The organism is Photobacterium swingsii, from assembly GCF_024346715.1.
Classification (GTDB): Bacteria; Pseudomonadota; Gammaproteobacteria; order Enterobacterales; family Vibrionaceae; genus Photobacterium; species Photobacterium swingsii.
In genome coordinates this window covers 880,193-903,540 of the sequence record NZ_AP024852.1, presented here as the reverse complement: position 1 = coordinate 903,540, position 23,348 = coordinate 880,193, and the positions used below count along the sequence as shown (strand labels likewise).

Annotated in this window: 24 protein-coding genes; 5 read left to right on the top strand and 19 right to left on the bottom strand. The window is 44.7% G+C overall.

The genetic code is table 11. From position 1 onward, the window contains the following. Window positions 1–8 precede the first annotated feature (8 nt). The 5 genes from OCU77_RS04460 to OCU77_RS04440 all read right to left on the bottom strand — a co-directional run bounded on the left by OCU77_RS04460 (window position 9) and on the right by OCU77_RS04440 (window position 4,705). On the bottom strand, window positions 9–293 hold the full coding sequence (locus tag OCU77_RS04460; RefSeq protein WP_048899765.1) for a hypothetical protein: 285 nt from the start codon (window positions 291–293) through the stop codon (window positions 9–11). A gap of 34 nt (window positions 294–327) precedes the next feature. Beyond that, window positions 328–1,695, bottom strand: coding sequence for a flagellar filament capping protein FliD (gene fliD, locus OCU77_RS04455; RefSeq protein ID WP_048899764.1), 1,368 nt, complete (start codon window positions 1,693–1,695; stop codon window positions 328–330). 23 nt (window positions 1,696–1,718) lie between these two features. Continuing rightward, complete coding sequence (locus OCU77_RS04450; RefSeq protein ID WP_048899763.1) at window positions 1,719–2,156, bottom strand: flagellar protein FlaG; 438 nt, start codon at window positions 2,154–2,156, stop codon at window positions 1,719–1,721. 63 nt (window positions 2,157–2,219) lie between these two features. Further along, the gene (locus OCU77_RS04445) at window positions 2,220–3,335 is read right to left on the bottom strand and encodes a flagellin (protein ID WP_048899762.1); all 1,116 of its coding nucleotides are present in this window, start codon (window positions 3,333–3,335) and stop codon (window positions 2,220–2,222) included. 248 nt (window positions 3,336–3,583) lie between these two features. Further along, window positions 3,584–4,705 carry a flagellin gene (locus tag OCU77_RS04440; RefSeq protein WP_371703299.1) on the bottom strand — a complete coding sequence of 374 codons (1,122 nt, stop codon included), beginning with the start codon at window positions 4,703–4,705 and terminating at the stop codon, window positions 3,584–3,586. A gap of 343 nt (window positions 4,706–5,048) precedes the next feature. Between OCU77_RS04440 and OCU77_RS04435 the strand changes: the two genes are divergently transcribed. Next, window positions 5,049–7,157 carry a tetratricopeptide repeat protein gene (locus OCU77_RS04435; RefSeq protein ID WP_048899760.1) on the top strand — a complete coding sequence of 703 codons (2,109 nt, stop codon included), beginning with the start codon at window positions 5,049–5,051 and terminating at the stop codon, window positions 7,155–7,157. Window positions 7,158–7,255: 98 nt separating this feature from the next. Here OCU77_RS04435 and flgL read toward each other — a convergent pair whose 3' ends face one another. From flgL to OCU77_RS04370, 13 genes are all read right to left on the bottom strand, one after another. Beyond that, on the bottom strand, window positions 7,256–8,446 hold the full coding sequence (flgL, locus tag OCU77_RS04430) for a flagellar hook-associated protein FlgL (protein ID WP_048899759.1): 1,191 nt from the start codon (window positions 8,444–8,446) through the stop codon (window positions 7,256–7,258). 13 nt (window positions 8,447–8,459) lie between these two features. Further along, window positions 8,460–10,343 carry a flagellar hook-associated protein FlgK gene (flgK, locus tag OCU77_RS04425; protein ID WP_048899758.1) on the bottom strand — a complete coding sequence of 628 codons (1,884 nt, stop codon included), beginning with the start codon at window positions 10,341–10,343 and terminating at the stop codon, window positions 8,460–8,462. Window positions 10,344–10,516: 173 nt separating this feature from the next. After that, complete coding sequence (flgJ, locus tag OCU77_RS04420; RefSeq protein WP_084711837.1) at window positions 10,517–11,482, bottom strand: flagellar assembly peptidoglycan hydrolase FlgJ; 966 nt, start codon at window positions 11,480–11,482, stop codon at window positions 10,517–10,519. Between the two features lie 65 nt (window positions 11,483–11,547). Then, a complete protein-coding gene (locus OCU77_RS04415) occupies window positions 11,548–12,645 on the bottom strand; it encodes a flagellar basal body P-ring protein FlgI (RefSeq protein ID WP_048899756.1) in 1,098 nt (365 codons plus the stop codon). Window positions 12,646–12,665: 20 nt separating this feature from the next. Continuing rightward, complete coding sequence (flgH, locus tag OCU77_RS04410) at window positions 12,666–13,439, bottom strand: flagellar basal body L-ring protein FlgH (RefSeq protein ID WP_048899787.1); 774 nt, start codon at window positions 13,437–13,439, stop codon at window positions 12,666–12,668. 19 nt (window positions 13,440–13,458) lie between these two features. Beyond that, entirely contained in the window at window positions 13,459–14,247 is a 789-nt protein-coding gene (gene flgG, locus OCU77_RS04405) for a flagellar basal-body rod protein FlgG (RefSeq protein WP_048899755.1), read from the bottom strand. Between the two features lie 20 nt (window positions 14,248–14,267). After that, window positions 14,268–15,017 carry a flagellar basal-body rod protein FlgF gene (flgF, locus tag OCU77_RS04400; protein WP_048899754.1) on the bottom strand — a complete coding sequence of 250 codons (750 nt, stop codon included), beginning with the start codon at window positions 15,015–15,017 and terminating at the stop codon, window positions 14,268–14,270. Window positions 15,018–15,241: 224 nt separating this feature from the next. Further along, window positions 15,242–16,543 carry a flagellar hook protein FlgE gene (flgE, locus tag OCU77_RS04395; RefSeq protein ID WP_048899753.1) on the bottom strand — a complete coding sequence of 434 codons (1,302 nt, stop codon included), beginning with the start codon at window positions 16,541–16,543 and terminating at the stop codon, window positions 15,242–15,244. Window positions 16,544–16,571: 28 nt separating this feature from the next. Further along, window positions 16,572–17,288, bottom strand: coding sequence for a flagellar hook assembly protein FlgD (flgD, locus tag OCU77_RS04390; protein WP_048899752.1), 717 nt, complete (start codon window positions 17,286–17,288; stop codon window positions 16,572–16,574). Between the two features lie 16 nt (window positions 17,289–17,304). Continuing rightward, complete coding sequence (flgC, locus tag OCU77_RS04385) at window positions 17,305–17,721, bottom strand: flagellar basal body rod protein FlgC (RefSeq protein ID WP_048899751.1); 417 nt, start codon at window positions 17,719–17,721, stop codon at window positions 17,305–17,307. A 3-nt stretch (window positions 17,722–17,724) separates the two neighbouring features. Then, the gene (flgB, locus tag OCU77_RS04380) at window positions 17,725–18,120 is read right to left on the bottom strand and encodes a flagellar basal body rod protein FlgB (RefSeq protein ID WP_048899750.1); all 396 of its coding nucleotides are present in this window, start codon (window positions 18,118–18,120) and stop codon (window positions 17,725–17,727) included. Window positions 18,121–18,382: 262 nt separating this feature from the next. After that, on the bottom strand, window positions 18,383–19,210 hold the full coding sequence (locus OCU77_RS04375) for a CheR family methyltransferase (protein WP_048899749.1): 828 nt from the start codon (window positions 19,208–19,210) through the stop codon (window positions 18,383–18,385). A gap of 101 nt (window positions 19,211–19,311) precedes the next feature. Next, a complete protein-coding gene (locus OCU77_RS04370; protein WP_048899748.1) occupies window positions 19,312–20,235 on the bottom strand; it encodes a chemotaxis protein CheV in 924 nt (307 codons plus the stop codon). A 130-nt stretch (window positions 20,236–20,365) separates the two neighbouring features. On the opposite strand from OCU77_RS04370, the gene flgA reads away from it, so the two are divergent. The 3 genes from flgA to OCU77_RS04355 all read left to right on the top strand — a co-directional run bounded on the left by flgA (window position 20,366) and on the right by OCU77_RS04355 (window position 21,963). Next, window positions 20,366–21,073, top strand: a complete 708-nt coding sequence (flgA, locus tag OCU77_RS04365; protein ID WP_244915148.1) for a flagellar basal body P-ring formation chaperone FlgA — start codon at window positions 20,366–20,368, stop codon at window positions 21,071–21,073. A 75-nt stretch (window positions 21,074–21,148) separates the two neighbouring features. Then, the gene (gene flgM, locus OCU77_RS04360; protein ID WP_048899746.1) at window positions 21,149–21,469 is read left to right on the top strand and encodes a flagellar biosynthesis anti-sigma factor FlgM; all 321 of its coding nucleotides are present in this window, start codon (window positions 21,149–21,151) and stop codon (window positions 21,467–21,469) included. A 65-nt stretch (window positions 21,470–21,534) separates the two neighbouring features. Beyond that, entirely contained in the window at window positions 21,535–21,963 is a 429-nt protein-coding gene (locus OCU77_RS04355) for a flagella synthesis protein FlgN (RefSeq protein WP_048899745.1), read from the top strand. Window positions 21,964–21,977: 14 nt separating this feature from the next. On the opposite strand, the gene OCU77_RS04350 is transcribed toward OCU77_RS04355, so the two are convergent. Further along, the gene (locus tag OCU77_RS04350; protein WP_048899744.1) at window positions 21,978–22,268 is read right to left on the bottom strand and encodes an ArsR/SmtB family transcription factor; all 291 of its coding nucleotides are present in this window, start codon (window positions 22,266–22,268) and stop codon (window positions 21,978–21,980) included. 132 nt (window positions 22,269–22,400) lie between these two features. Between OCU77_RS04350 and OCU77_RS04345 the strand changes: the two genes are divergently transcribed. After that, window positions 22,401–23,330, top strand: coding sequence for a permease (locus tag OCU77_RS04345; protein WP_244915147.1), 930 nt, complete (start codon window positions 22,401–22,403; stop codon window positions 23,328–23,330). The last annotated feature ends 18 nt before the right edge of the window (window positions 23,331–23,348 follow it).

Below are 23,348 nucleotides of genomic sequence, written 5' to 3'. Positions count from 1 at the left end.
TACTTACCTTAACGAAATTTATTATAAATCTGCATCGAGCGTTGCCCGTGCTGTAATCGCTTTAGTTGACCTGCGGATCTGTCTCTGTGTTGACGGATCTTCTCAAGCAACAACGATGTTCTTTCTACGGCAGCTTGCCATTGCAGTTTATCCAACCGCTCAGGGTGCGCCATTAATTCTTGTAGCAACACTTCACGTTGCTGTAATAACTGCTGCAGCTGCTCAGAATCAACCTCTGTCTCTGTTGCCAATAAGGCGGCTAACTTTTCATCTAGCTGATCTAATCGCTGCATACTGAAATCTCTTTATTACGCCACCAGCATTACTTTACTGCGGCATCATACTCATCATGGAACCAAACTGGCTCTGCATTTTACCCATCGCATTATCCATGGCTGCAAACTGATCAAAGGTTCGCTTTTGCACGCTGTCCATACGTCGGTTCAACTTATCTTGATCGCTATTCAGATCAAGCACCTGGTCATTCAGGCTATTTTCACGGCTGCGTATACTGCCTGTGATCCCTGTGTGGGCATGGATCAACTCTTCAATTTTCCGTGCAAAGCCGTTTCGACCGCCAAGAAACTCCCCCACATCGCTGAAGTTTCTATCTAAATGCTTATCAAGCACCTTGTAATCAATTTCTAGAGTCCCTTCGAGGGTTGTCTTGATGCCAAGCTCACTCAGCGTTGACAGCGACTCAGGGGCTTTTTCTAATGGGGTAGAAAATGCAGCCCGGAGCTGATTATTAGCAATACGTACTATGCTATCCCCGACTAGCGGCCCTTTTTCTTGGCTTTGCGGATCAAATTTCGCGAGCCGTTCAGACGTATTCTCAAATTGATTATAAGCTTGAACAAACTGCTCTATTGCACCTCGAACAGAGTCACGATCGTAAGCAACTTCAAGCACAACAGGTTTTACATCAATGCCATCGGTCAGCTTTTCTAAATTGAGATCCACCCCTTTGATTGCATCTTCAATCACGTTGTTTTGACTTGTCACAACGGCTAAACCATCAATTAAGACCTTAGAGTCTTTCGCAGCCTGCATTTCACTCATGGAGTTGAGTTCATTATTGGGATTAAACCCAAACTTCTGCAAGGTACTCGCAATAGGAGCATCCACTTTGACTTTGATGGTGTTATCTTCACCAGGCTTATCCGATGACAGTACCAAACGCGTACCGACATCATCTTTAATCAGCGATGCCATAACACCTGTGTTAGCCGGATGACGGTTAATCAAGCGAACAACATCTAATACTTTGCTTTCGTTCTCTGGGATCTCAACGTTGAAATGCCGACCACCTAAAGCAATAGAAAGCTTACCAGCACCTAATTTGTCTTTTTCGTCAAATGAACCCGAGACAATTTTATGTGACTGCGCAAGTTGCTGAACATCAATGGTGTATTTGCCAGGAATAGCGTCTGCATCAACCGATGGTTTAAGTACTTCATCGTTATCGACGCTGACCATACGTGCCGAGAAAGCATCATTACGGCGAAAGTCTGACATCATGTCTTTCATGACATCGAGCGAGCTTTTGAGTTGCCCGTAGGCACTGATGGTGGTGCTGATTTGTCCGCGTTGTTCATTGATCCGCGCTTCTTTCGGCGCGCGCTCAGAATCAACAATCTTGTTAACCATGCTGTTGATGTCTAGGCCAGATGCCGTTGCGGAACCAATATTCATTTACATCCTCGAACGTATCAAAATTAAACTTGGGTAGTAAATAACCCCCCAGAGTGGGTCGCTAACTGACGAGACAATGACAATAAGTCTTCATCAGGGATCTGCCGTACAATTTCACCGCTTTTTTTATCGTAAACGGTAATAATTTGCCGACCAGAATCTTCATCTAAACGAAAAGCGAGCCCTTTATTCAAAGTGCCAACAAACTCTTCGATGCTCTCAACCATTTTTGCCAATTCTTGCTGCTGAATTTGTTGTTTTTCTTCAAGCGAAACTGTTTGTTCCACACGGCGAACATCAGTTTTACCTTGATCACTGCTTTTTACAGCTTGCTCTTGGTGTCTTGATTGAGAAAGTGATGCTGTGCTGCCAGATTTATCTGCAACATTCGTGCCAGATGAGGAGTGTTGCGCAGAAGTGGATGAAGGCAGCTGAGACATAGCAACGGGTTTTATTTCCATTATCTATTACCTTCCAGTAAACAGAAAAACGGCAAGGTTCTCACCTTGCCGTCTTATCAGCGATTAACCTAGTAGGCTAAGTGCCGCTTGTGGCGTTTGTTTTGCTTGCGCCAAGATAGACGTAGAAGCTTGAGATAGAATCTGGCTCTTCGTCATTTGCGTGGTTTCTTTCGCAAAGTCTGTATCACGGATACGGCTGTTAGATGCCGATACGTTTTCATTAACGTTGTTCAAGTTGTTAATGGTGTGGTTCAAACGGTTTTGCGAAGCACCTAGCTCTGCACGGTTTGAATCAACATACTTAAGCGCGTTATCGATAAGAGCTACCGCTTTCTGTGCGCCAGCAACATTTTTGATATCAACATCTTGAATTGTTTCTTTAGTACCAGCACCACTTGTTAGACCAAGAGATGTACCAACAGCACCAGCAAATGTTACTGATTCACCAGCAGCAGAAACAACTTGTAGTTTACCGTCGTCACCGACAGAAGCATTGATACCGTCAACCGCACCATTGATCTTGGTTGCTAGTTCTTCGATATCGTCACCAGCTTTAACGTTAACGTCGATAGTCGCGCCACCGTTAACTTTAATCGTCAACGTTGAACCTGCTTTTACTTCCCAACCCGCTGAAGCGCCGTTAGTTGCGGTGTGAACTTGACCACCCATTTTCGCTTCATCAGCACGTACGTTTTTAATTTCCATTTGTACGGCTTCACCTGAATCCGAACCTACTTGGAAAGAACGTGTATTGAACGTACCGTTAAGCAGTTTAGTACCACCAAAAGAGGTTGTTTCTGCGATACGGTTAAGTTCGTCTTGAAGTGCTGTTACTTCTTCTTGCATAGACGTACGGTCTTCTGAAGAGTTCGAGCCGTTAGCAGATTGTAGCGATAGGTCACGCATACGTTGCAAGATGCTTGTTGTTTCTTGCATTGAACCTTCAGCGGTTTGCGCCATTGAAATACCATCGTTAGCATTTCGAACAGCAACATCAAGGCCACGGCTTTGAGTCATCAAACGGTTGGAGATTTGAAGACCAGCAGCATCGTCTTTCGCACTGTTGATCTTACTACCAGTAGCAAGACGCTCCATTGATTTACCAGACGCTTCAGACGCTTGGTTTAAGTAACGCTGAGCGGTCATTGCAGAAACGTTAGTATTTACTGTAACTGCCATAATGTATCTCCTTACCTATTCATAATGGCTTGACCAGCCCAGCCGGCAAAACCTTTCTAATTCTTTATTCAAGAGTTGTAACGGCATGGTTTCGAAAACCTTTAAGACTTTTTTTAAAAAAAACCAAAAAAGATAAATTACGTAAATACAAACAGCGATATTGATAGCAACATCAATAGGATTGCAATAAAAAGCAAAAAAAAACGGCAAGAGGAAACCTCTTGCCGCTCAATGAAGTCTGATATGACTTATTGAAGTAATGTCATTGCCGCTTGCGGTACTTGCTTCGCTTGCGCAAGGATAGACGTACTCGCCTGTTGCAAGATCTGGCTCTTCGTCATCTCTGTCGTTTCTTTCGCAAAATCAGTATCACGGATTCGGCTGTTAGATTGAGAGACGTTTTCAGATACGTTAGCCAAGTTGTTGATGGTGTGGCCTAAACGGTTCTGTTTTGCACCTAAATCTGCCCGTTGGCTATCAATGTACTTAAGTGCAGCATCGATAACACTAACCGCAGATTGCGCACCACCAACAGATTTAACATCAATTTCTTGGACGGTTGTTAAAGCACTTTTGGCACCCGCCGCAAAAATATCAGCAGCAGCACCTGCAGCATCAACACCTTGTGCAAGTTTTGTCGTACCATCGATTTCAATGCTGCCTTCGTCAGAGAAGATTTGTAGCTTACCTTCTTCCGTTACCGACGCATTTACACGGCCGTTAGACTGACCATTGATACGTGTTGCCACTTCTTCGATATCATCGCCTTCAATAAGGTCGATAGAGATAGACGGTGAGGCTTCACCATCAATCTTAATTTTCATAACATTGCTTGAACCTGCAGTCCAAGAGGGGTTTGCCATACCGCTTGCTACAATCTTCTGGCCACCCATGTCAGTATGGTCAGCACGTACACTCGTGATACCCATAATGATAGCTTCACCAGAATCAGAACCAATCTGGAATGCCGCTTCACCAAATGTACCGTTCAATAATTTACGACCACCAAAGGCTGTCGTTTCAGCGATACGGTTCAGTTCGTCTTGCAGTGCAGAGACTTCTTCTTGCATAGCAACACGATCATCATCGGAGTTTGCGCCGTTAGATGATTGAAGGGATAAGTCACGCATACGTTGCAGAATGCTGGTTGATTCTTGCATCGCACCTTCAGCGGTTTGAGCAATAGAAATACCATCGTTAGCATTTCGCATGGCAACATTTAGGCCGCGCGTTTGCGCGACTAAGCGGTTAGAAATCTGTAAACCAGCAGCATCATCTTTTGCACTATTGATCTTCTCACCTGTCGATAAGCGTTCCATCGAACGGCCAAGATCTTCTGATGCCTTGTTCAGGTAACGCTGCGCAGTCATGGCAGACACGTTGGTGTTTACTGTTACACCCATTTTGCTCTCCTTTGACTTTCGCTGTATTCAGCGAAACAGCCTACCCGCAACAGTCAATCCAAAAGACAATGAAGCGGGACTAGCTATCTAATATCATTCATTTATTGGCAACACTTGTTGCCCCACCGAGCATTTAGCAATAAGTATGCCAATAAAAAAATCGAATATTTATCAACAAGTTGCATTCAACGCATAAAGTACAATACGGCAAGGTGGCAAAGTGATGCCCATCCCAAAACGACAAATTAACTAAAGGTACACTTCTTGCTTTATAATCAGCCATAACTGTAGATGTGGCTGAGAACAAATAATGACAAGTGAGACAAATAAGGCGTCCTTCACGTTAGAAGAAGCGTTTAACCTCGCGGTGGAACACTATCAAAAAGGCGAAAAAGAGGCGGCGAGAAATATTTTTGAACAAATACTCACTGCCGCTCCTGATGCTGTACCTGTTTTACAGGTGCTCTCTGTCTTAGATATGGAAGATAACCATTTTACTGCCGCTGAAACAAAACTTCGTCATGCTCAGAGCCTAGCGCCTGAAGATCTTTCTCTCACTTTAGATCTTGCTATCGCCATTAAAGCTCAAGGTCGAAACAAAGATGCATTGCGTTATACGGAAGATGTTTTATCTCTCGACCCAACCAATGCCGCTGCATTACAACTGCGGCAAGAGCTTACCGCACTCATGGGGCAACGCGGTGCCAGTAAACGCGACCAAAAGCAGCTAGAACAGATAAAACAGCATAAATCACAGCAACTCGATACTGAGATTGCCGAGACACTCGCAGTGGTCGAGACCTTAATGACTCAAGGTCAAAATGAGCAAGCTGAACAATTAATTATTGCGATTCTATCGTTAGATGAAAATAACCGTGAAGCCATTCATAAATGGTCACAGTTATTGATGCTACAAGAGAAAAATATTGAAGCGGCCCACCAGCTCAAACGTTTATTAGCGCTCAATCCTACCGATGAACTTGCTGCACTTTTACTATCAAAAGTGTATGCCCGATTAAACCAATACGCAGAAGGCAGACTCGTTTGCCAAAACTTCGTCCGAGCAGCAGGCCACCATGCGCAGATTGAGAAACAATGGCTGGTCATGTGCGTCAAAGACAAACAATGGCTTCAAGGTGAAGCACTGGGTAAACCGCTAAAACAACGCTACCCTGAAGATAACGATATTTGCTATTTGTACACTTTATGTAGCTTTCACTTGTTACGTAATCGCCACAATTACACGCCAGAAACAATGCAAGCGACTATCGATTGTATAGATCAAGCCATGGTTGGAGCCTCTCAAAAGCGACTTAACGAACTACTCAGCTACAAAGCTGAGGTCACTTGGTATTTAGGTGATATTCAGCAAGCTGAGAGCTATTTTACTGATGTTTTTCGCATGAACCCTGACAATTTACAAATGCGTTGGCTTCAGCATATTTTGTTTTTACACCGCAATAACTGGCAAGAGTATTACCCGGCCTACGAACTGGGTATTGAGCTTGATGAGCGTGTTAACCACACCAGTGATATGCCTCGCTGGCACGCAAACCTAGCAAAAGAAGAAACGGTTATTGTTCTCCCTGAACAAGGTGTTGGTGATGAAATCCGTTTTTATCATAACCTCAACTTCATTATCGAGCGCGCGCAAAAAGTCTTTGTGGCTTGCGATCAACGCTTAGTGCCTTATTTATCACTCGCCTACCCAACAGTTAGCTACATTCCACTTAAGCGATCTCAAGAAAAGCACTTACTTGATATTCCAACCGAAATCGTTCAGCAATGTACCAGCTGGATCCCTGCAGGCAGCATAGGGGGTGAAATTTATGCAAAGACCAGTAAGCACTGGGCCAAACCCCATTATGGCGTGTTCCCTGCGGATCTAAAACAACACTGGCAAGACAAGATAGATGCCCATCATTCAGGTAAAGGACTCAGAATCGGCATTAGCTGGCGTAGTGGTTTAGGCTCTGCCTCTCGTAACATTAACTTCCTAAAAACTCATGAAGTGGCACACTTTATTAAGCAGTTTCCTGGTGCGACTTTCTATAACTTGCAGTACGGTGAATGCAGTAAAGAATTAAAGAAAATTGAGAAGTTAAGCGGCGTGAAAGTGATTCAGCTTGAAGGGCTAGACCTGCGTGATGATTTCCTTGCCACTGCAGCTGTTATGGATTCACTGGATGTTGTCTTCACAGCCCCAACCGCGGTGCACATGTTAACCGTGACAACCACAACACCTTGTTATGTGTATGGCGCTGGCTCGAATGAATCGAATTTTGCAGAACCAACAGAATACTTTGGTGACATGAATGAAAAGCAAGAATTCTTCTTCCGCTTCCCACCACTGATGGATAACAAATATCCGATGATTGAGGCGATTAGTCAGCGGATCAAGGCAGACTTCACACGCTAAGCACTCTCGCTGCGGATCAAAAAAGCCTTTGCACTCATCATGCAAAGGCTTTTTGTTATAGTCTGTTGCTTATCCCGACAGGTATAAATCAAGAACAACTAGATATAATTAAACAAATTCAAATCTTTAGTTTTAGCAAAGGCCTGCTGCGAGGCTTGCAGCGACATCATGTTTTCATTGAGCTCTATCACAGCGCTGGCATAATCCAAATCTTCTAGTGTGCCTCGCGCTTGGCTCATGACTATCTTAAAATCTTGATGCATGTCTTCTTGGCGATCCAGTGTTTGTAGGCGTGTGCCTACCTCTGAACGGGTCCGGTTAATATGCTTAAATGCTTCCGATAATTCCGCGGCAACTTGGTGCAGTTCAGCACTGGCTGACGCATCCGACACACTGCTATCGGATAGCTCGATCCCACGACGAAAGGCTTCAAACACATTAACGTGTTCTTGGCGATTCAAACTGATTTTATCACCGTCTTTGATTTCGCCTTCAAGATCAACTTGTAGTGTCCCCCACTGAATACCAGTATCAGGCTCATATTTACCTTGCTGAACCGATACCCCATTTTGGAATAGCTCATAGTTAGTGCCGGCAGCTGTATTGGTAAAGGTAATATCATAGGCCGCATTATCAGCATTGTTGCTATTTGCTGCATTGGATAACAGTAATAAAGAGCCGCTTTTTAAGTCATAGTCAGGCTGGTAATCACCATACGGATTCGCGACTTCTAAAAATAATTTGTCACCCGCATCATTCACAGGTACATCAACCGATGCGGAGACCTTAGCCATCCGCTGGTAGCTGTCACCGGCGTATGCAACAACACCGTTGTTATCTCTAAAGAAAGGCTGCTTGTTATAGCGCGTCCCCGCAAAGACAAAGTTACCTGACTCATCTTGACTATTCACCAAGTTCATAAACGAATCGTATAGCCCCTGCATATCTTGCTTATGCGCGATACGGTCATCAGTGGATAGGGAACCGTTGACCATCAGCATGGATTTTCGTTTTGCTTCATCCAGTAAGTTTTCAACTTCAGCCACTGCCGTTTCTTCATTATTCAGGCGGTTTCGAGCCATAGTAATGCTTTTCAGCGATTGATCTATTTGAGTATTTTGCTGATCAAAGTTCTGAATATAAATCGAAGAAACAGGGTCATCACCCGCTGTTAATAGTCGTTTGCCAGTTGCTAACTGCTGCTGGTTTTCGGCAACTTTAACTTGCTGGCGATTCATATCATTCGCAACAGATTGATAGTTATGGAAAGTTGCCATACGAGTGATCATATCAAGTTACTCCCTAGCGAGATGCATTCAGCAAGGTTTCAAACGTTTCATTTGCTACCGTCATAATTCGAGATGACGCAGCATAAGACTGTTGGAAGCGCATCATATTGGCGGCTTCTTCATCAAGGTTCACCCCTGATATTTCAGCAACTCGGCTTTCCGCCGCTTCTTTTTCCACTAAGCCGACTTCACGTAAGCGGCTTGCTGATGCCTTTTGCACACCCATATCGGTATTCAGCCCTTCGTAGACATCCAATACTGTCGAACGGCCATCATTCATCAGTTTCGCGGTTTGCACATCCTGCATTTTGATCAAGTTGCCGTTATCACCAACAGCAGCATTAAGGTTAACCGCAAAGACATCGTTACCTAATGCCCCATTGGTCAAACTGAAGCTAGTACCATTTACCGTCACATCCCCTGCTGGCGGATACGCTTGTGGCGCTTGTAAAATTTGTCCTTTCATATCAAGCACAGCGAACTGGCTCGCATCAGGCGAAATAGCAACTTGGAATTCACGTAAGGCACCTGGTGTCGAAACTTGCAAATCAGCCGTACCGTGCGCTTTAGTGGCAGAGCTCATGTAACTCTGTGCTGCCAATTTTGATGGGTCTTCCATGGTAACGCGAATTTCACTGGCAGAAGTCCGCGTTGGACGAATAAGAATAGGCTCACCAATACCAATAGGCGCAGCAATTTCAATCTCTAAACCATCAATACTGAACTTAGGCGGGGTACCACTTGGCATCACCGTCTGACTCTGTCCATCTGGTGAGACTAATTTGTGTTGGCTACCATCAAAGCTCAGTTGATATTCACCTGACTTTAACGCTTTAATATCATCAATATAAACATTCACAGCCGCCGTTGAACCTTTAGGGATCAATGCACGAGCCGCCGCTGTTTCAGGGCTGTTGATATCGTGGAAAATATTCTCACCAACGCGGCCTTTTAAATCTAAACCTTGCGATTGCAGTTCATTCATTGAATCAGAAAAACCGATCGCGATACGCCCCATCTCATCCATGGCTTGCGCTAAGGTTTCATCACGAAACTGAAACAGTGCTGCTAACTTACCACCAATATCATCATTACGAATGACTTTGAGCGACTTACCCTCCACCATTGCTAACTGTGTTTGACGAGGATCGGGGTTACCGTCCACCATTTTCAGTTGGCTCGATTCCGTTCCCGATACCAAGGTGTGGCCGCTACCAATCATGATATTAAAGGTTTCATCATTCTTGCGCGTCACCGTCACTTTAGTGTACTGAGACAACTCGTTAATCAAGGCTTGGTGGCGATCGAGTAAATCATTATCAGAGCCCGCGGTAGGTGTTTTGATGATTGCTTGATGAATATCGACTAACTCACGGCCAATATCATTCACGCGATCAAGGGTGCGTGCCAAAATATCATTGGTTTCTGTCTGCTGCTGCGCCAACACTTTATGGTTATCATTAAGGCCTGCTGCAACAAGTTTGGCTTTTTCTAACACAACTTTCCGACTACCAATATCGCTAGGGCTATCGGCCATGCCTTTAATTGCGTCGTACCACTGGTTCATGTCTTCTGGGATTTTCTTGGCACTGTTCGCCAACATATTATCCAAGCGACCCAACTGACCTTCGCGTTCGCTGGCATAATTGAGGTTGGTGGTGGTCAAGTTTAATTCGTTAGTGGCAAATTGGTCGTAACCACGGCGAACTTCTGCCGCATGTACACCTGTGCCATACTGGTTGCCGCCCCACCAAATAGGATCATTTGTGCTTTGAACAACTGACTGACGGCTGTAGCCCTCAGTATTAACGTTATTAATATTGTGGCTAGTGGTGTTGAGTTGACGCTGAGCAGTTAAAACGCCCTGCGACCCCATATTGAGTAGGTCAAACCCCATCTCGCCTCCAGTGAATTGTTCATGCAAATATGATTAATGCTGACTTAAATGCAATATTCGCGCCAACTGAAAAATTCCCAATGAACAAATAAATCAACACCAGCTAGAAAACAAAAAAGCCCCCTGATTAGGTGCTTTTGATAAATGAGTGATAACCCATTTGTTGAGTGGTATTACTTCATCATACTGGTGACTTTATCCATCACGCTGATCACTTTTTGTGAGTAATTCGGATCAGTCGCGTAGCCCGCTTTGTGCAAATTACGGATAAACTGACGGGGATCTTCCGGTGAATTCAGGGCATTTTCATAGCGTGGGTTTTGGTTTAAAAACCGCACATAATCATTAAAGCTATCTTGGTAATCGTTATACGAACGGAAGGCCGCTTTTTCTTGTACCGCGATCCCGTTATGAAACTCCAAGGTATTAGTGGCGACTTTACCGCCCTGCCAACGTGGATCCGCTTTGATATTAAATAAGTTGTTACTTGAACCCGCAGCATTCTTGATAACTTTTTTACCCCAGCCTGTTTCGAGCGCAGCTTGAGCGATCAAAACGGCAGGATCTGTCCCTAACGCGTTGGCCGCTTTTTCTGCGTATGGCTGCAATTTACTGACAAACTCTTCAGGGCTATCAAAACTTTCGGGGTTTGCTTTGGCTAACGGTGGTGCCATAACTGCCGATTGCTGCGCTTGTGATGCTTTCATCGCTTTAATTGCATCATCAGCGGCTTTATCAACCATCGCTTGATCAGGCTTGTTACCGTTTTTATCGACAGGTAAGCGTAATGGCGAGTCATGGATCGCATTACGGATCACATCTTCAGGTGGTTTTTCTTGCTCGCCCCCTAATTGGTTAACGATCAAATCCGCCAACCCTAATGAGCCAGTACTGCTTAGCTCACTGGCCATTTGTTCATCGTGCATCTGCTCAAAGAACTTGGTGTTAGTGCTGCTCATTAAATCCGATTCAAATGCTTCATTGGCTTGTCGCATGGATTTAAATAACATTTGAGTAAAGATAGATTCAAACTGTACTGCGGCGGCACGTAACGATCCTTGCTCATCATCTTTGATCCCGGCCCGTAAGCGATCTAGGCTTGATAGGTCATGAACAAATCCCGCATCTACATTTTTAATCATTATCTTGTCTCAATTTAATCTTTTATCTGTTTAGCCTTCTCTCAACTGACTCAGAGATACCCTTAGATAATAATCAGCTGGCCTTCAATCGCACCCGCTTGTTTTAGCGCTTGCAAAATTGCCATCAAATCTGATGGCGCCGCCCCAACTTGATTCACCGCGCGGACTAAATCATCCAAGCTCACACCCGGATCAAATTTAAACATACGTGAATCAGCTTCTGTAACTTCCACTTCAGAGTTAGGCACAACAACCGTGTTACCACCTGAGAAAGCATTCGGCTGACTCACTTGTGGATTCTCTCGAATAGTGACCGTCATGCCACCATGAGTAATGGCAGCAGGCTTTAACTTAACATGCTGACCAACCACTATGGTGCCAGTGCGCGAGTTAACAATAATTTTGGCTGCACCTTCTGCAGGATCAAACTCTAGATTTTCAACCGTTGATAAAAAAGCAACCCGTTGACTGATATCACGCGGCGCACGAACGCGAATCGATGTCGCATCAATTGCTGCCGCCATATCTGGACCTAAGAATTGATTCACGGTATCCGCCATGCGCTGCGCTGTGGTGAAATCAGATTCAAACAAATTAAACGTTAGGAAGTCACCACGGCCAAAGGGGTTTGGAACTTCTTGTTCAACCATCGCACCATTAGTAATACGACCAACGGTTGGGTTATTACCTACAATCTTTGAACCATCAGCACCACTGGCACTAAAACCACTGACCACTAGGCTGCCTTGAGCAACGGCATAGACTTTGCCATCTAAACCTTTGAGGAAGGTTTGCAGCAAGGTACCGCCACGCAAGCTCTTAGCTGAACCGATTGAAGAAACCGTGATATCAATGCTCTGACCTTGCTTAGTAAATGCAGGGAGCGTGGCATTCACCGCGACTGCAGCAACGTTTTTAGTTTTCGGCTTTTGCCCAGCAGGTAATTGAATACCAAAATTTTGCAGCATGGCACGGAAGCTTTGATCGGTGAACGGTGTGGTTTCGCCCGTTCCCGGCAAGCCGACAACCAGACCATAGCCCACTAATTGGTTACTACGAACCCCAGCAACTTCCGACACATCTTTGATGCGTGCAGCATTGGCTGGCAAAGTGAGTAACATTAGCAAGCTAGCGATTAATAGACGGACGTTCACGTTCATGCTCCAGGTAGATGCCACAGTTATAAGGTGACGTTAAAGAATCGGCCTAGCCAACCTTGTTCTTGAATATCTTGGCGATCACCCGTACCTGAATACTGGATACGCGCATTGGTAATGCGTGTTGATGTGACGGTATTTTCTTGTGAAATATCATCCGGGCGAATCGTGCCGCTAACGCGGATGTATTCATCACCCGTGTTCAAGGTTAACCACTTTTCACCACGCACCATTAAGTTGCCATTTGCTAGCACGTCAATGACTTCAACCGAGATTTCACCTTTAATGCTGTTGCTCTGATCAGCCGATGTCGTTCCTGCGAATTTGTTTTGGTTTTTCACTTCATAAGACAGTTCACGACCACCAATTTGCAGGTTTTGACCACCGATCGCCATCGGATCCATGCTCATGTCGGTTTTCTTATCGAGATCAGAACTCGCACTCTTTTTCGCTTGCGTTTTCTCTTCTAATAGCACTGTCACTATGTCACCAATCCCACGGGGCTTGGTGTCATCGTATAAATCTTGCACTTGGCTTTGACTGAATAACGATCCTGTCGATGTTGCATAATGTTCAGGCTTAGGCTGAGGGCGAATACTTGCCCACGCCGGATCACCGGCTTGAGGATCGGTACGGCGACGGAGCATATCCACCAGATCGGAGTCTTTTTGTGTCGAGCCTTCAACAGCGTCCACGTTCGTCGTCGCTTTCTCAACATCACTACCTGTATCAGGCGGTGGCATCATTTCACAACCCGTCAGTGTCAAAAAAACACAGCCACACAAGAATTTTTTCATCATCAAAGCCTTACCTTACTTACAGTTGCTGATTGACGTAGCTCAGCATTTGGTCAACGGTTGAAATAACTTTTGAGTTCATTTCATAAACACGTTGCGCTTCAATCATGTTAACCAGTTCTTCGGTCACATTAACGTTCGATGTTTCTAGCATCGACTGACGAATTGAACCCAAACCATTCAATCCAGGAACGCCTTCTTGCGGATCGCCACTTGCACCTGTTGGTAAGAAGAGGTTTTGACCAATCGGCTCTAAACCGCCTGGATTGATAAAGTTGACTGTGGTGATCTGACCAAGCACTTGGTTTTCTTGCTGGCCACGAATACGCGCTGACACTTCACCGTCCGTACCCACGGTAATACCCACGGCATCTTCAGGTACTGCTACTTCTGGTTGAAGGACATAGCCCGAGCCTGTTGTGACCAATTGACCTTCGTTGTTGATCGTGAATTGACCATTTCGGGTATAACCAATGTTGCCGTCAGGTAGCATGATTTGGAAGAAGCCATCGCCTTCGATCATCATGTCCATCGCGTTATTGGTAGTTTGAGTATTACCTTGGGTAAATACTTTCTGCGTAGCGACAACTTTTGAACCCGCACCTAGCATCAAACCCGATGGCAATTGTGTGTCTTGCGACGATTGGCCACCCGGTTGGTTAATATTTTGGTAAAACAAATCTTCAAAGACCGCACGGCTCTTTTTAAAACCCACGGTCGAGGCATTCGCCAAGTTATTCGAAATGGTTGAGATATTGGTTTGCTGAGCGTCAAGGCCAGTCTTACTTACCCATAGTGCTGGATGCATCTTAGTTTCCTTTTACCCTATTAGCTCATGCGCAGTAACGAGCTTGAGGCCTCGTCCATCTGCTCCGCCGTTTTCATCAGTTTCACTTGCATTTCAAAGTGACGCTGTAGATCTATCATGCTGGTCATTTCACCTACCGCATTGACGTTACTGCCTTCCAACGCCCCTTTTAGGACTTTGACGTTAGCATCCGCTTCGTAAGTTTTACCTGGTGTTTTCGACTTAAATAAGCCATTCGCATCTTTGTAAAGTTCATTGTTTGCAGGGCGAACCAGTTTCAAGCGATCGATCACTTCCATCGCATCAGGTGGCGCACCTTGCGGCAATACCGAGATAGTGCCATCGGTACCAATTTCAATTTTGCTGATTGGGAGAGGAACAAAGATTGGACCGCCATTTTCACCCATCATTAGGTTGCCATTCGCGTTTTGTAACATACCCGTTTGGTCAATCTTTAGGTGGCCTGCGCGCGTGTAGGCTTCTTGTCCTGATGGATCCATCACGGCTAACCAACCTTGATCTTGAACAGCAACGTCCAAATCACGGCCAGTTGTCATAAGGGCACCTTGCGAGAAATCTTGTCCTGGACGTTCAGTCATCGCAAAAACACGGCTCGGTAAACCCTCGCCATACGCTTGCATGCTACGCGCTTGCTCAAGGTCGGCACGAAAACCCGTTGTTTTTACGTTAGCAAGGTTGTTGGCATGCAGCTGCATACCATGCATGTCTTGCTTTGCCCCACTCATGGCAAGAAATAGCGCGCGATCCATATTACTCTCCCATCATCATATGACGATGATAAAGCAATAAATATGCCATTATTTAATAGCCTTATTTATCAAAATGTTAGATTGATGGAGGCAAAGATAAGCAGAAAAGTGCCAATTTCATGACAGAAGATATGACAAAATTTGCCGCTTTAGGTAAAAGCGGCAAATTCAATAAAGCAGTATCCGAATGATGAATAAAAGTGGACTATGATAGCCCGTCGTCATTAGCGGATTTGTAGGATAGTTTGTTGTAGCTGGTTATCCACTTCTAGCGCACGTGAGTTTGCTTGGAAGTTACGTTGCGCGGTGATCAAGTCAACCAGCTCTTGCGTCATGTCGATGTTTGATTGCTCAAGCGTACCGCTCTTAATCGCACCGAATGCACCTTGGGTTGCTTCACCCCAAATCGCAGCACCTGAATCTTGGCTTGCAACCCACTGAGTACCGCCCTTAGACACCAGACCTTGCTCATTCGGTACACGTACCATACCCACACGGCCTAATGTTACGTTCTCACCGTTACTGTATGTTGCAACAATAGAACCTTTAGGGTCGATATCAACTTTTGCTAAGTAACCTGTGGTAGCACCATCTTCGTTAAAACGACGAACTTCAAACGGCGCTGCGTATTGAGTCGGCTCATCGTAATTAAAGGTAAGGGTTTGCTGATCATCACCACCGTTCATCTGAATACCAGCAGTTGCAAAGTTATCAGTCACGATAGGATTACCACCGTTAATGGTATTCACTGAACCGTCAGAATTGAAGTCCATCACCACACCTTTATGACCAGTAGCACTTGTTGAACCACCATTGGTCACATTCACTGGCTTCTCACCTTCACTGTCCGTTACCGTATAATGAGATACCCAACGGTTTGGCGCAGTATTATCTTTGGTGTAATAGGTGGTCATCTTATAAGGTTGACCCAGTGAGTCGTAAATCGTTACCGACGTTGATTTGTCGTACGTTGCAGGATCATTGTGATTGAACAATGAAGCATCTTTCGCATCCGCATTAGCAGGTAAGTTAACACCGACTTGAATATTGGTTGACGCGCGCGGCTGGCCAAACTGATCAGGCACTTTCAAAGCTTGTGGTTCGTACGATGTCACTTGGTCAGTTTCTGCATCCACTTTATAACCTAACAAGTACTGGTTCTCTGAGTTCACCATGTAGTTGTCTTTGTTTAAGTGGAATGCACCGTTACGGCTTAAACTATTATTTTGTGGCTGTAGGCTATCATCTGCTACGGCAAAGAAACCACTGCCTGAAATACGCATATCTAACGGATTATTGGTGTAGATGCTTGAACCTTCGTGGAATTGCTGTGCAACCACAGATGTCTGCACACCGCCACCCGTAGTGGTTTTTGCATTCGAAAAAATCGACGATGAGTACACATCACCAAACTCAGCACGCGACTCTTTAAAACCATATGTATTGGAGTTCGCGATGTTGTTACTGGTGGTATTAAGGTCTTTTTGTGACGCCCCGATACCACTAAGTGAAATGTTAAAACCCATGTTCTTTTCTCCGAATACCTAAACCTTGTTAAACCTGACCGACTTCTAAAACTTCAGCCAATTTGAATGGTGAATCCAAACCAGCAAGGTTTAGCATGACATTGCCATCACCATTGCCTAGCAAAACGCTATTCACGTTTGCATAGGTTGATACGTCGAATTCACGGTTTTCACCGCCAACTAGACCTGCCGCTTTTACTTGATATCGACCTTCTGGCAATGGATTGCCGTTTTCATCCATACCGTCCCAATCAAGACGGTGTTCACCTGGCGGTTTTGCGCCAAGATCCATTGTCTTAATTAATTGACCTTGTTCGTTTTCGATGCGTACCATCAAGTTATCGAGTGCTTGCGGCAATTTCACCATACCAGCTACACCACCTTCGATACCTTTGACTGCGGTAGCACTAGGAATCAAAACATCACGACCGACCAGCGATGAAGCTTGTAGCGCTTGGCTCGATGTCATTGCTGAATTCAAACTACCAAACTGGTCATTCATTTGGCTGATACCATCAACCGTTGCAAACGACGCCATTTGAGCAATCATTTGATCATTACCCACAGGTTTAAATGGGTCTTGCTGTGCAAGTTGCTTGGTTAGCAAAGACAAAAAGTCTTCTTGCTTTAGCTCATTCTGACCTGTGGTTTTCTGTTCTTCTTGTACCTTTTTATCTTGCATCGACTTAAGCTGATCAAGATACGTTAGGTTGGAAGCGCCACCTGCACCATTAATACCGGTCATCACAGAAACTCCTTACCTATTTGCCCATCTGTAATGTGCTCATCAGCATTTGCTTACTCGCATCTGCTACTTGCACATTACTTTGATAGGAACGCGATGCAGAAATCATATTGGCCATTTCTTCCATCACATTAACGTTTGGCTTGTAGATGTAACCTTCAGCATTCGCCATTGGGTGAGCTGGGTTGTATTCAGCACGTAAAGGCTTTTGGCTTTCAACGATGCCTTTAACTTGAACTGGCACACTGTCTTCACGGCGATAGCTGGCACTTTGCAGTTCAGCCGCAAAAATTGGGTGGCGAGCTTTGTACGTTTCTTCTGCAGAACTACTGACACTGTTAGCATTGGCCAGGTTACTTGAAGTGGTATTCAAACGAACCGATTCAGCACTCATGGCAGAACCTGCCACATTAAATACGTTAAATAGGCTCATTTATTACTCCCCTTTCAATGCTTTCGTCATGTTCTGGAATTTAGAACCAAGAAAATCTAGCGATGCTTGATATTCCAATGAGTTCTGCATGAACAAGCTTTTTTCTAGTTGGGCATCAACCGTGTTGCCATCACCCGTATCAGGTTGAGTTGGTACACGGTACATTTGTTCGCCCATCAATTTTGTTGAGGCAGATATATGCCGATCACTGGTGCGGCTAAGGCCAATACTTGCCCCAGACTTTGCCGCTTTTAACGCACGATCGAAATCCACATCCTTTGCTTTATACCCTGGAGTATTCGCATTGGCGAGGTTACTCGCTAGCGTTTCTGCGCGTTGTGCACGCACGCCAACCGTATGTTGGTGAATACCTAATGCTTTATCAAAAGAAATGGACATAGCTGCCTCCAATTAACCTGACAAGTTAAATGCAAAGACGATGCCAAGTTTTAATTAATAGTCGATATAGAAAAGAAGAGAGTGCGATCGGTTATCGATATTCGCCGTGATGTTCGCAAAAGAGTACAAGAAGAAGGAATGATGGCATTGTTCCGATCACAGTTAGAACCATGAAGTGAAACAATGCCATATTATAGCAGTATAGGGTAGGTCTTCGCCTTCCCCTACCGAGTTGCCAGTGTATTCACTGGCAGCAACCGGATTATTTTAGCTTGTAGATGATACCTGGGTTACAGCGGATCATTTCAAACTTATCGGTCAAACCCGTTAACGATTCTGACGCACCAAGGAACAAATAACCACCGGGGTTAAGTGATGCTGCCATTTGGTTAAGTACTTTTGATTTCATCTCTGGCGAGAAGTAAATCAATACGTTACGGCAGAAAATAATGTCGAACTTACCTAATAAGGCATAGCTGTCTTTCAAGTTCTGCGGGCGGAAGTTAACCATACGCTTCACTTTATCGTTCACTTTCATGCGACCATCGCCGTTATCTTCAAAAAACATACGACGACGTTCAGGTGATAAACCACGACTTAGAGCAAGGTTGTCATATGCACCTGCACGGCAAGTATCTAGCATAGTTTGCGAAATATCCGTTGCAGTAATACTTACACTAGACAATAAGCCAGGACGACGTGCTTGCGTTTCTAAAATCGTCATAGCAAGTGAATACGGTTCTTGACCCGATGAACTCGCTGCAGACCAAATTTTTAGTGGTCGCTTGTTCGCTGCAAGTTCAGGCAAGATCTTGTCTGACATCACAGTGAACGGGTAGCCATCACGGAACCATAAGGTTTCGTTGGTCGTCATCGCATCAACAGCTGCAACGCGAAGTTCGCGATTACGGCCACTGATCACTAGCTGCAGTAATTCAGACAGAGATGATAGCGAAAATCGGCTGACTAATGGACTTAGGCGGCTACGCACTAAGTACTGCTTGCTGTCGCCAAGGACAATGCCACACTGAGCTTCTAGAAATCGGCAAAAGTCTTTATATTCTTGGTCTTTTATTGTTATAGCTGTCATCTACTACTCTTTAATACACGGTTGCATTTCAGCATTTTTTATTACTCACGGTTTATCTTACTTCTGAAAATAGAAATAAAATAAACCAGTCGTAATCTTACTTATTCTTTTGAAGGCATTGCCGCTTTTACGGCTGCACCTAGCTCATCAGGGTTGAACTTAGGAATGAATGCATTTGCACCAACACGCTCAACCATAGCTTGGTTAAAGACCCCACTCAATGATGTGTGAAGAATAACATGAAGATCTTTTAAATTTGGATCATTGCGAATTTCAGCTGTTAATGTGTACCCATCCATTTCAGGCATCTCGATATCAGAGATAACAAGCGCCAGCTGTTCATAGATACTGCCTTCTTTCGCCATTTCGCGCAGCTTAACAATCGCTTCACGGCCATCTTTTACTAGGACACATTCACAACCGATTGCTTCAATTGCGCGTTGGACCTGTTTACGTGCCACACTCGAATCATCAGCAACAAGCACACGACGAACTGCCGAGAAATCTTCCACTAATTCTTCTAATACCGTGTCAGTAATATCAGTGTTCACTGGTGAGATTTCATCAAGGATTTTTTCTACATCCAAGATTTCTACTAGCTCATCATCAATTTCTGTCACAGCAGTCAGGTAGTTCGCTTTACCTGCGCCTTTTGGCGGTGGCAGAATCGATTCCCAGTTCATGTTAATGATACGCTCAACCGAAGAAACCAAGAAGCCTTGAATTGAACGGTTAAACTCAGAAATAATGACAAAACAGTTATCCAAATCATCGATTGGACGACCACCAGTCGCAAGACTCATGTCAATCACAGAGATAGTTTGACCACGAATATGAGCAATACCTTTCACCAAAGGGTGCAGGTTAGGCATAGTGGTCAATTTAGGGCACTGTAAAACTTCTTTCACCTTAAAAACGTTAATGCCGTAACGCTGACGTCGGTTTAAGCGGAACGTAAGTAGTTCCAGACGGTTTTGGCCGACAAGCTGGGTGCGCTGATTCACTGAATCAAGTATTCCCGTCATACAGGTGACTCCATCTAAAGATTTTTATATTTAAGCGGGTGTTCGCAAGCAATCTCTTCGCGAATCACATATTATGGACTTCATCACTTGCGATTTCAGCCCCTGCGTTATTGTTAATATGAGTAAAACAGTGACAAATAAAGCACATTCTTCACCCTTATTACTGATAGTCGGCATCTTCGCGATTATCTTTAGCACTATTGTACATGGATCGAGTACAAATTATCTACATACCGTACAGCAAACGGCTAAAATTTTTGTCACTGATAGCCTATCCCCCCCACAAAACGGGGAGTTACAAGTTACCGCAAGCCAACTAGATTCACGGTTACGGCTAGCAGAGTGCTCTGTTCCACTCAATACGTCGATTCCCGGTAAACAATCAATGACAGGTAATGTCACTGTACTGATCACCTGCCCATCAGAAGGCTGGCAAGTATATGTCCCTGTGCGAGTAAAACTACTCTTACCACGGGTTGTAGCAACTAAACCGCTCCCTCGCGGCACTGTCTTATCTGCCTCGGATCTCACCATTAAACTGGTCGAAAACCGCTTTCAACGTAGTATGAGTTTTGAAGATCCAACGCAAGTGATTGGCTCTAAAGTTAAGCGGGGGGTCAATATGGGCGACACCATTGAAGCCAACGACATTTGTCTCGTATGTCGCAATGATCCAGTGCTGATTCGAGCAGGTGGAAGTGGGTTGAATATTGTCACTAATGGCACTGCGCTCAGTGACGGTGCCTTGGGAGAGCAAGTTCGTGTTCAAAATGCGAAATCTAAACGCGTGGTCGATGGGATCATTACTGGCGTGGGTGAAGTGACCGTAAATTTTTAATTTTGGTGCTAAAGTTATAATATTCACGGCCGATAGCATCGCTGTAACCAGTATTTTGTTCAAAAGGGTAATCTTATGGCAAATATCGATCAGCTCCGTGGCGGACAACCCATTCCGGCCACGCGTAGCAATCAAACCAAAGCAGGCAGTACATCATCTGATGCGCCAACGACAGCTGCTGCGTCGAGCCCGCGTGTAAATAATGATGCCGTATCCCTTAGCGCACAAGGAAAAGCAGTGGGACAAATCCACCAACAGCTCGCGGCTGAGCCCAGTTTTGACAGCGCAAAAGTTGCTGAAATCAAACAAGCTATCGCTGATGGCTCGTACAAAGTTGATGCCGATAAACTAGCATCAAACATGACAAAATTTGAAGATGAGCTACGTGGTATTTAAGGGGTAGTTACCCTCCCCTTAGATAACACTCCGCACATATAACCCTTTATTACTGGTAACTTTAGATGTCCCAGACCATAGAACAGTTGCTTGAACTACAACATGCAACATTAATGTCGTTGTCTCGCCTTCTTGAGCAGGAAAAAGGGGCTATCGTATCGCGCCAATCGACAGAGATTGAGCGTCTTGCCAAAGAAAAACTCAATCTGATCAATAAAGTTCAGCAACAAGACCACCTGATTGCCAGCCACACGCAACGTAACCTACTGACTGAGTCACCAACCCACAGTGAGTTTGTCAGCAAAATCAAAGCCTGTGCTGCACGCTGTAAAGAACTGAATGCTATTAACGGTGAAGCGCTGCAACGCGCACAACTCAGCTTTCATAAACTGAATAATTTATTTCAACAAAGCCGTGGTAAGCATCAAATGACTTACAATAGTGAAGGCGCGGCACAAAACATTCGTACACTGGGTACGAATATCAAGGCCTAACCGTCTCCCCTGCGCTACTCTGCTCGGCTACAGCACTCATCTTGTAGAAAATCAATTACTTGCTGCAAAGCATCATACTGTGGCAAACAGTAAAGTGTTCGCCCTTCACGGTGTTGCTTCACTAAGCCAGCCGCCACTAAACTTGAAATATGGTGTGATAACGTCGAGCCAGGAATGCTTAACTCTTCTTGTATATCGCCAACCGCTAAACCTTGATGCCCAGATTTAACCAAATGCTTAAAAATCTGAAGGCGTGTCGGATGCCCTAGCTCTTTCAATGCCTTAGCAAAATAATCGATATCCATAACCAGTCACTCTTCTTCGACTCAATAATTTATATTTCGATAATAGCAGAAATATATTGACGGTGAAATCGAACAAGCCTATATTTCGACTATTCCAGAAATATGGTTTCAGAAGAAAATTTAAGGCTTACTATGATCACTCCAGACATGCTAGCAATGGCAAAAGACACTTTAGATATGTTTGTTTTTCTTGCGGCTGAATTAACGATCCTATTTTTGTTAATCAGTTATGCCGTAGGGATCTTGCAAGAGTACATCTCTCCCGCGAAGATCCAGCAGATCCTAAGCGCGAAAAGAGGTAAAGGTTATATCATTGCGGCATTTCTAGGGGCGATTACCCCATTCTGCTCATGCTCGACAATCCCTTTCTTAAAAGGATTACTGCGCGCTAAAGCAGGCTTTGGCACCATGATGGTATTCTTGTTTGCCAGCCCATTACTTAATCCAATTATTATTGGTTTATTTGCCGTGACCTTTGGTCTCCAAGTGACAGTGTTCTACTTTGCGATAGCGATGGGTGTCTCTGTTATTGCCGGTTATACACTCGAAAAGCTAGGCTTTGAGCGTTACATCAAGCCAGAAGCCTACGAAGCACCAACATCAAAAGGCTGTGGCTCAAGCTGCGGCAGTAAAGCGAAACCTGTTAGTAAATGGGTTCGAGTATGGCGCTCTACTTGGGCTGACTTCAAAAAAGTCCTTCCATATTTGATCGGTGGTATTGCGGTTGGTTCGATGATTTATGGCTTTATGCCGACAGAGTGGGTCGCAAGCGTAGCAAACGACGATAATATTTTTGCTATTCCCGTTGCTGCAGTGATCGGGATCCCTCTTTACATCCGTGCAGAGGCGGTCATTCCACTTAGCGCAGCGCTAGCCGCTAAAGGCATGGGTCTTGGTGCTGTGATGGCATTAATCATTGGTAGTGCGGGTGCGAGTCTAACAGAAGTTATTTTATTAAAATCGATATTCAAGAATAAAATGATTATTGCATTTCTTGTTGTCATTTTAGGCATGGCTATCAGCGCAGGTTATCTATACCAAGTGTTGTTCCCTGCAGTGTGATTCGTATTCGGTAACTCT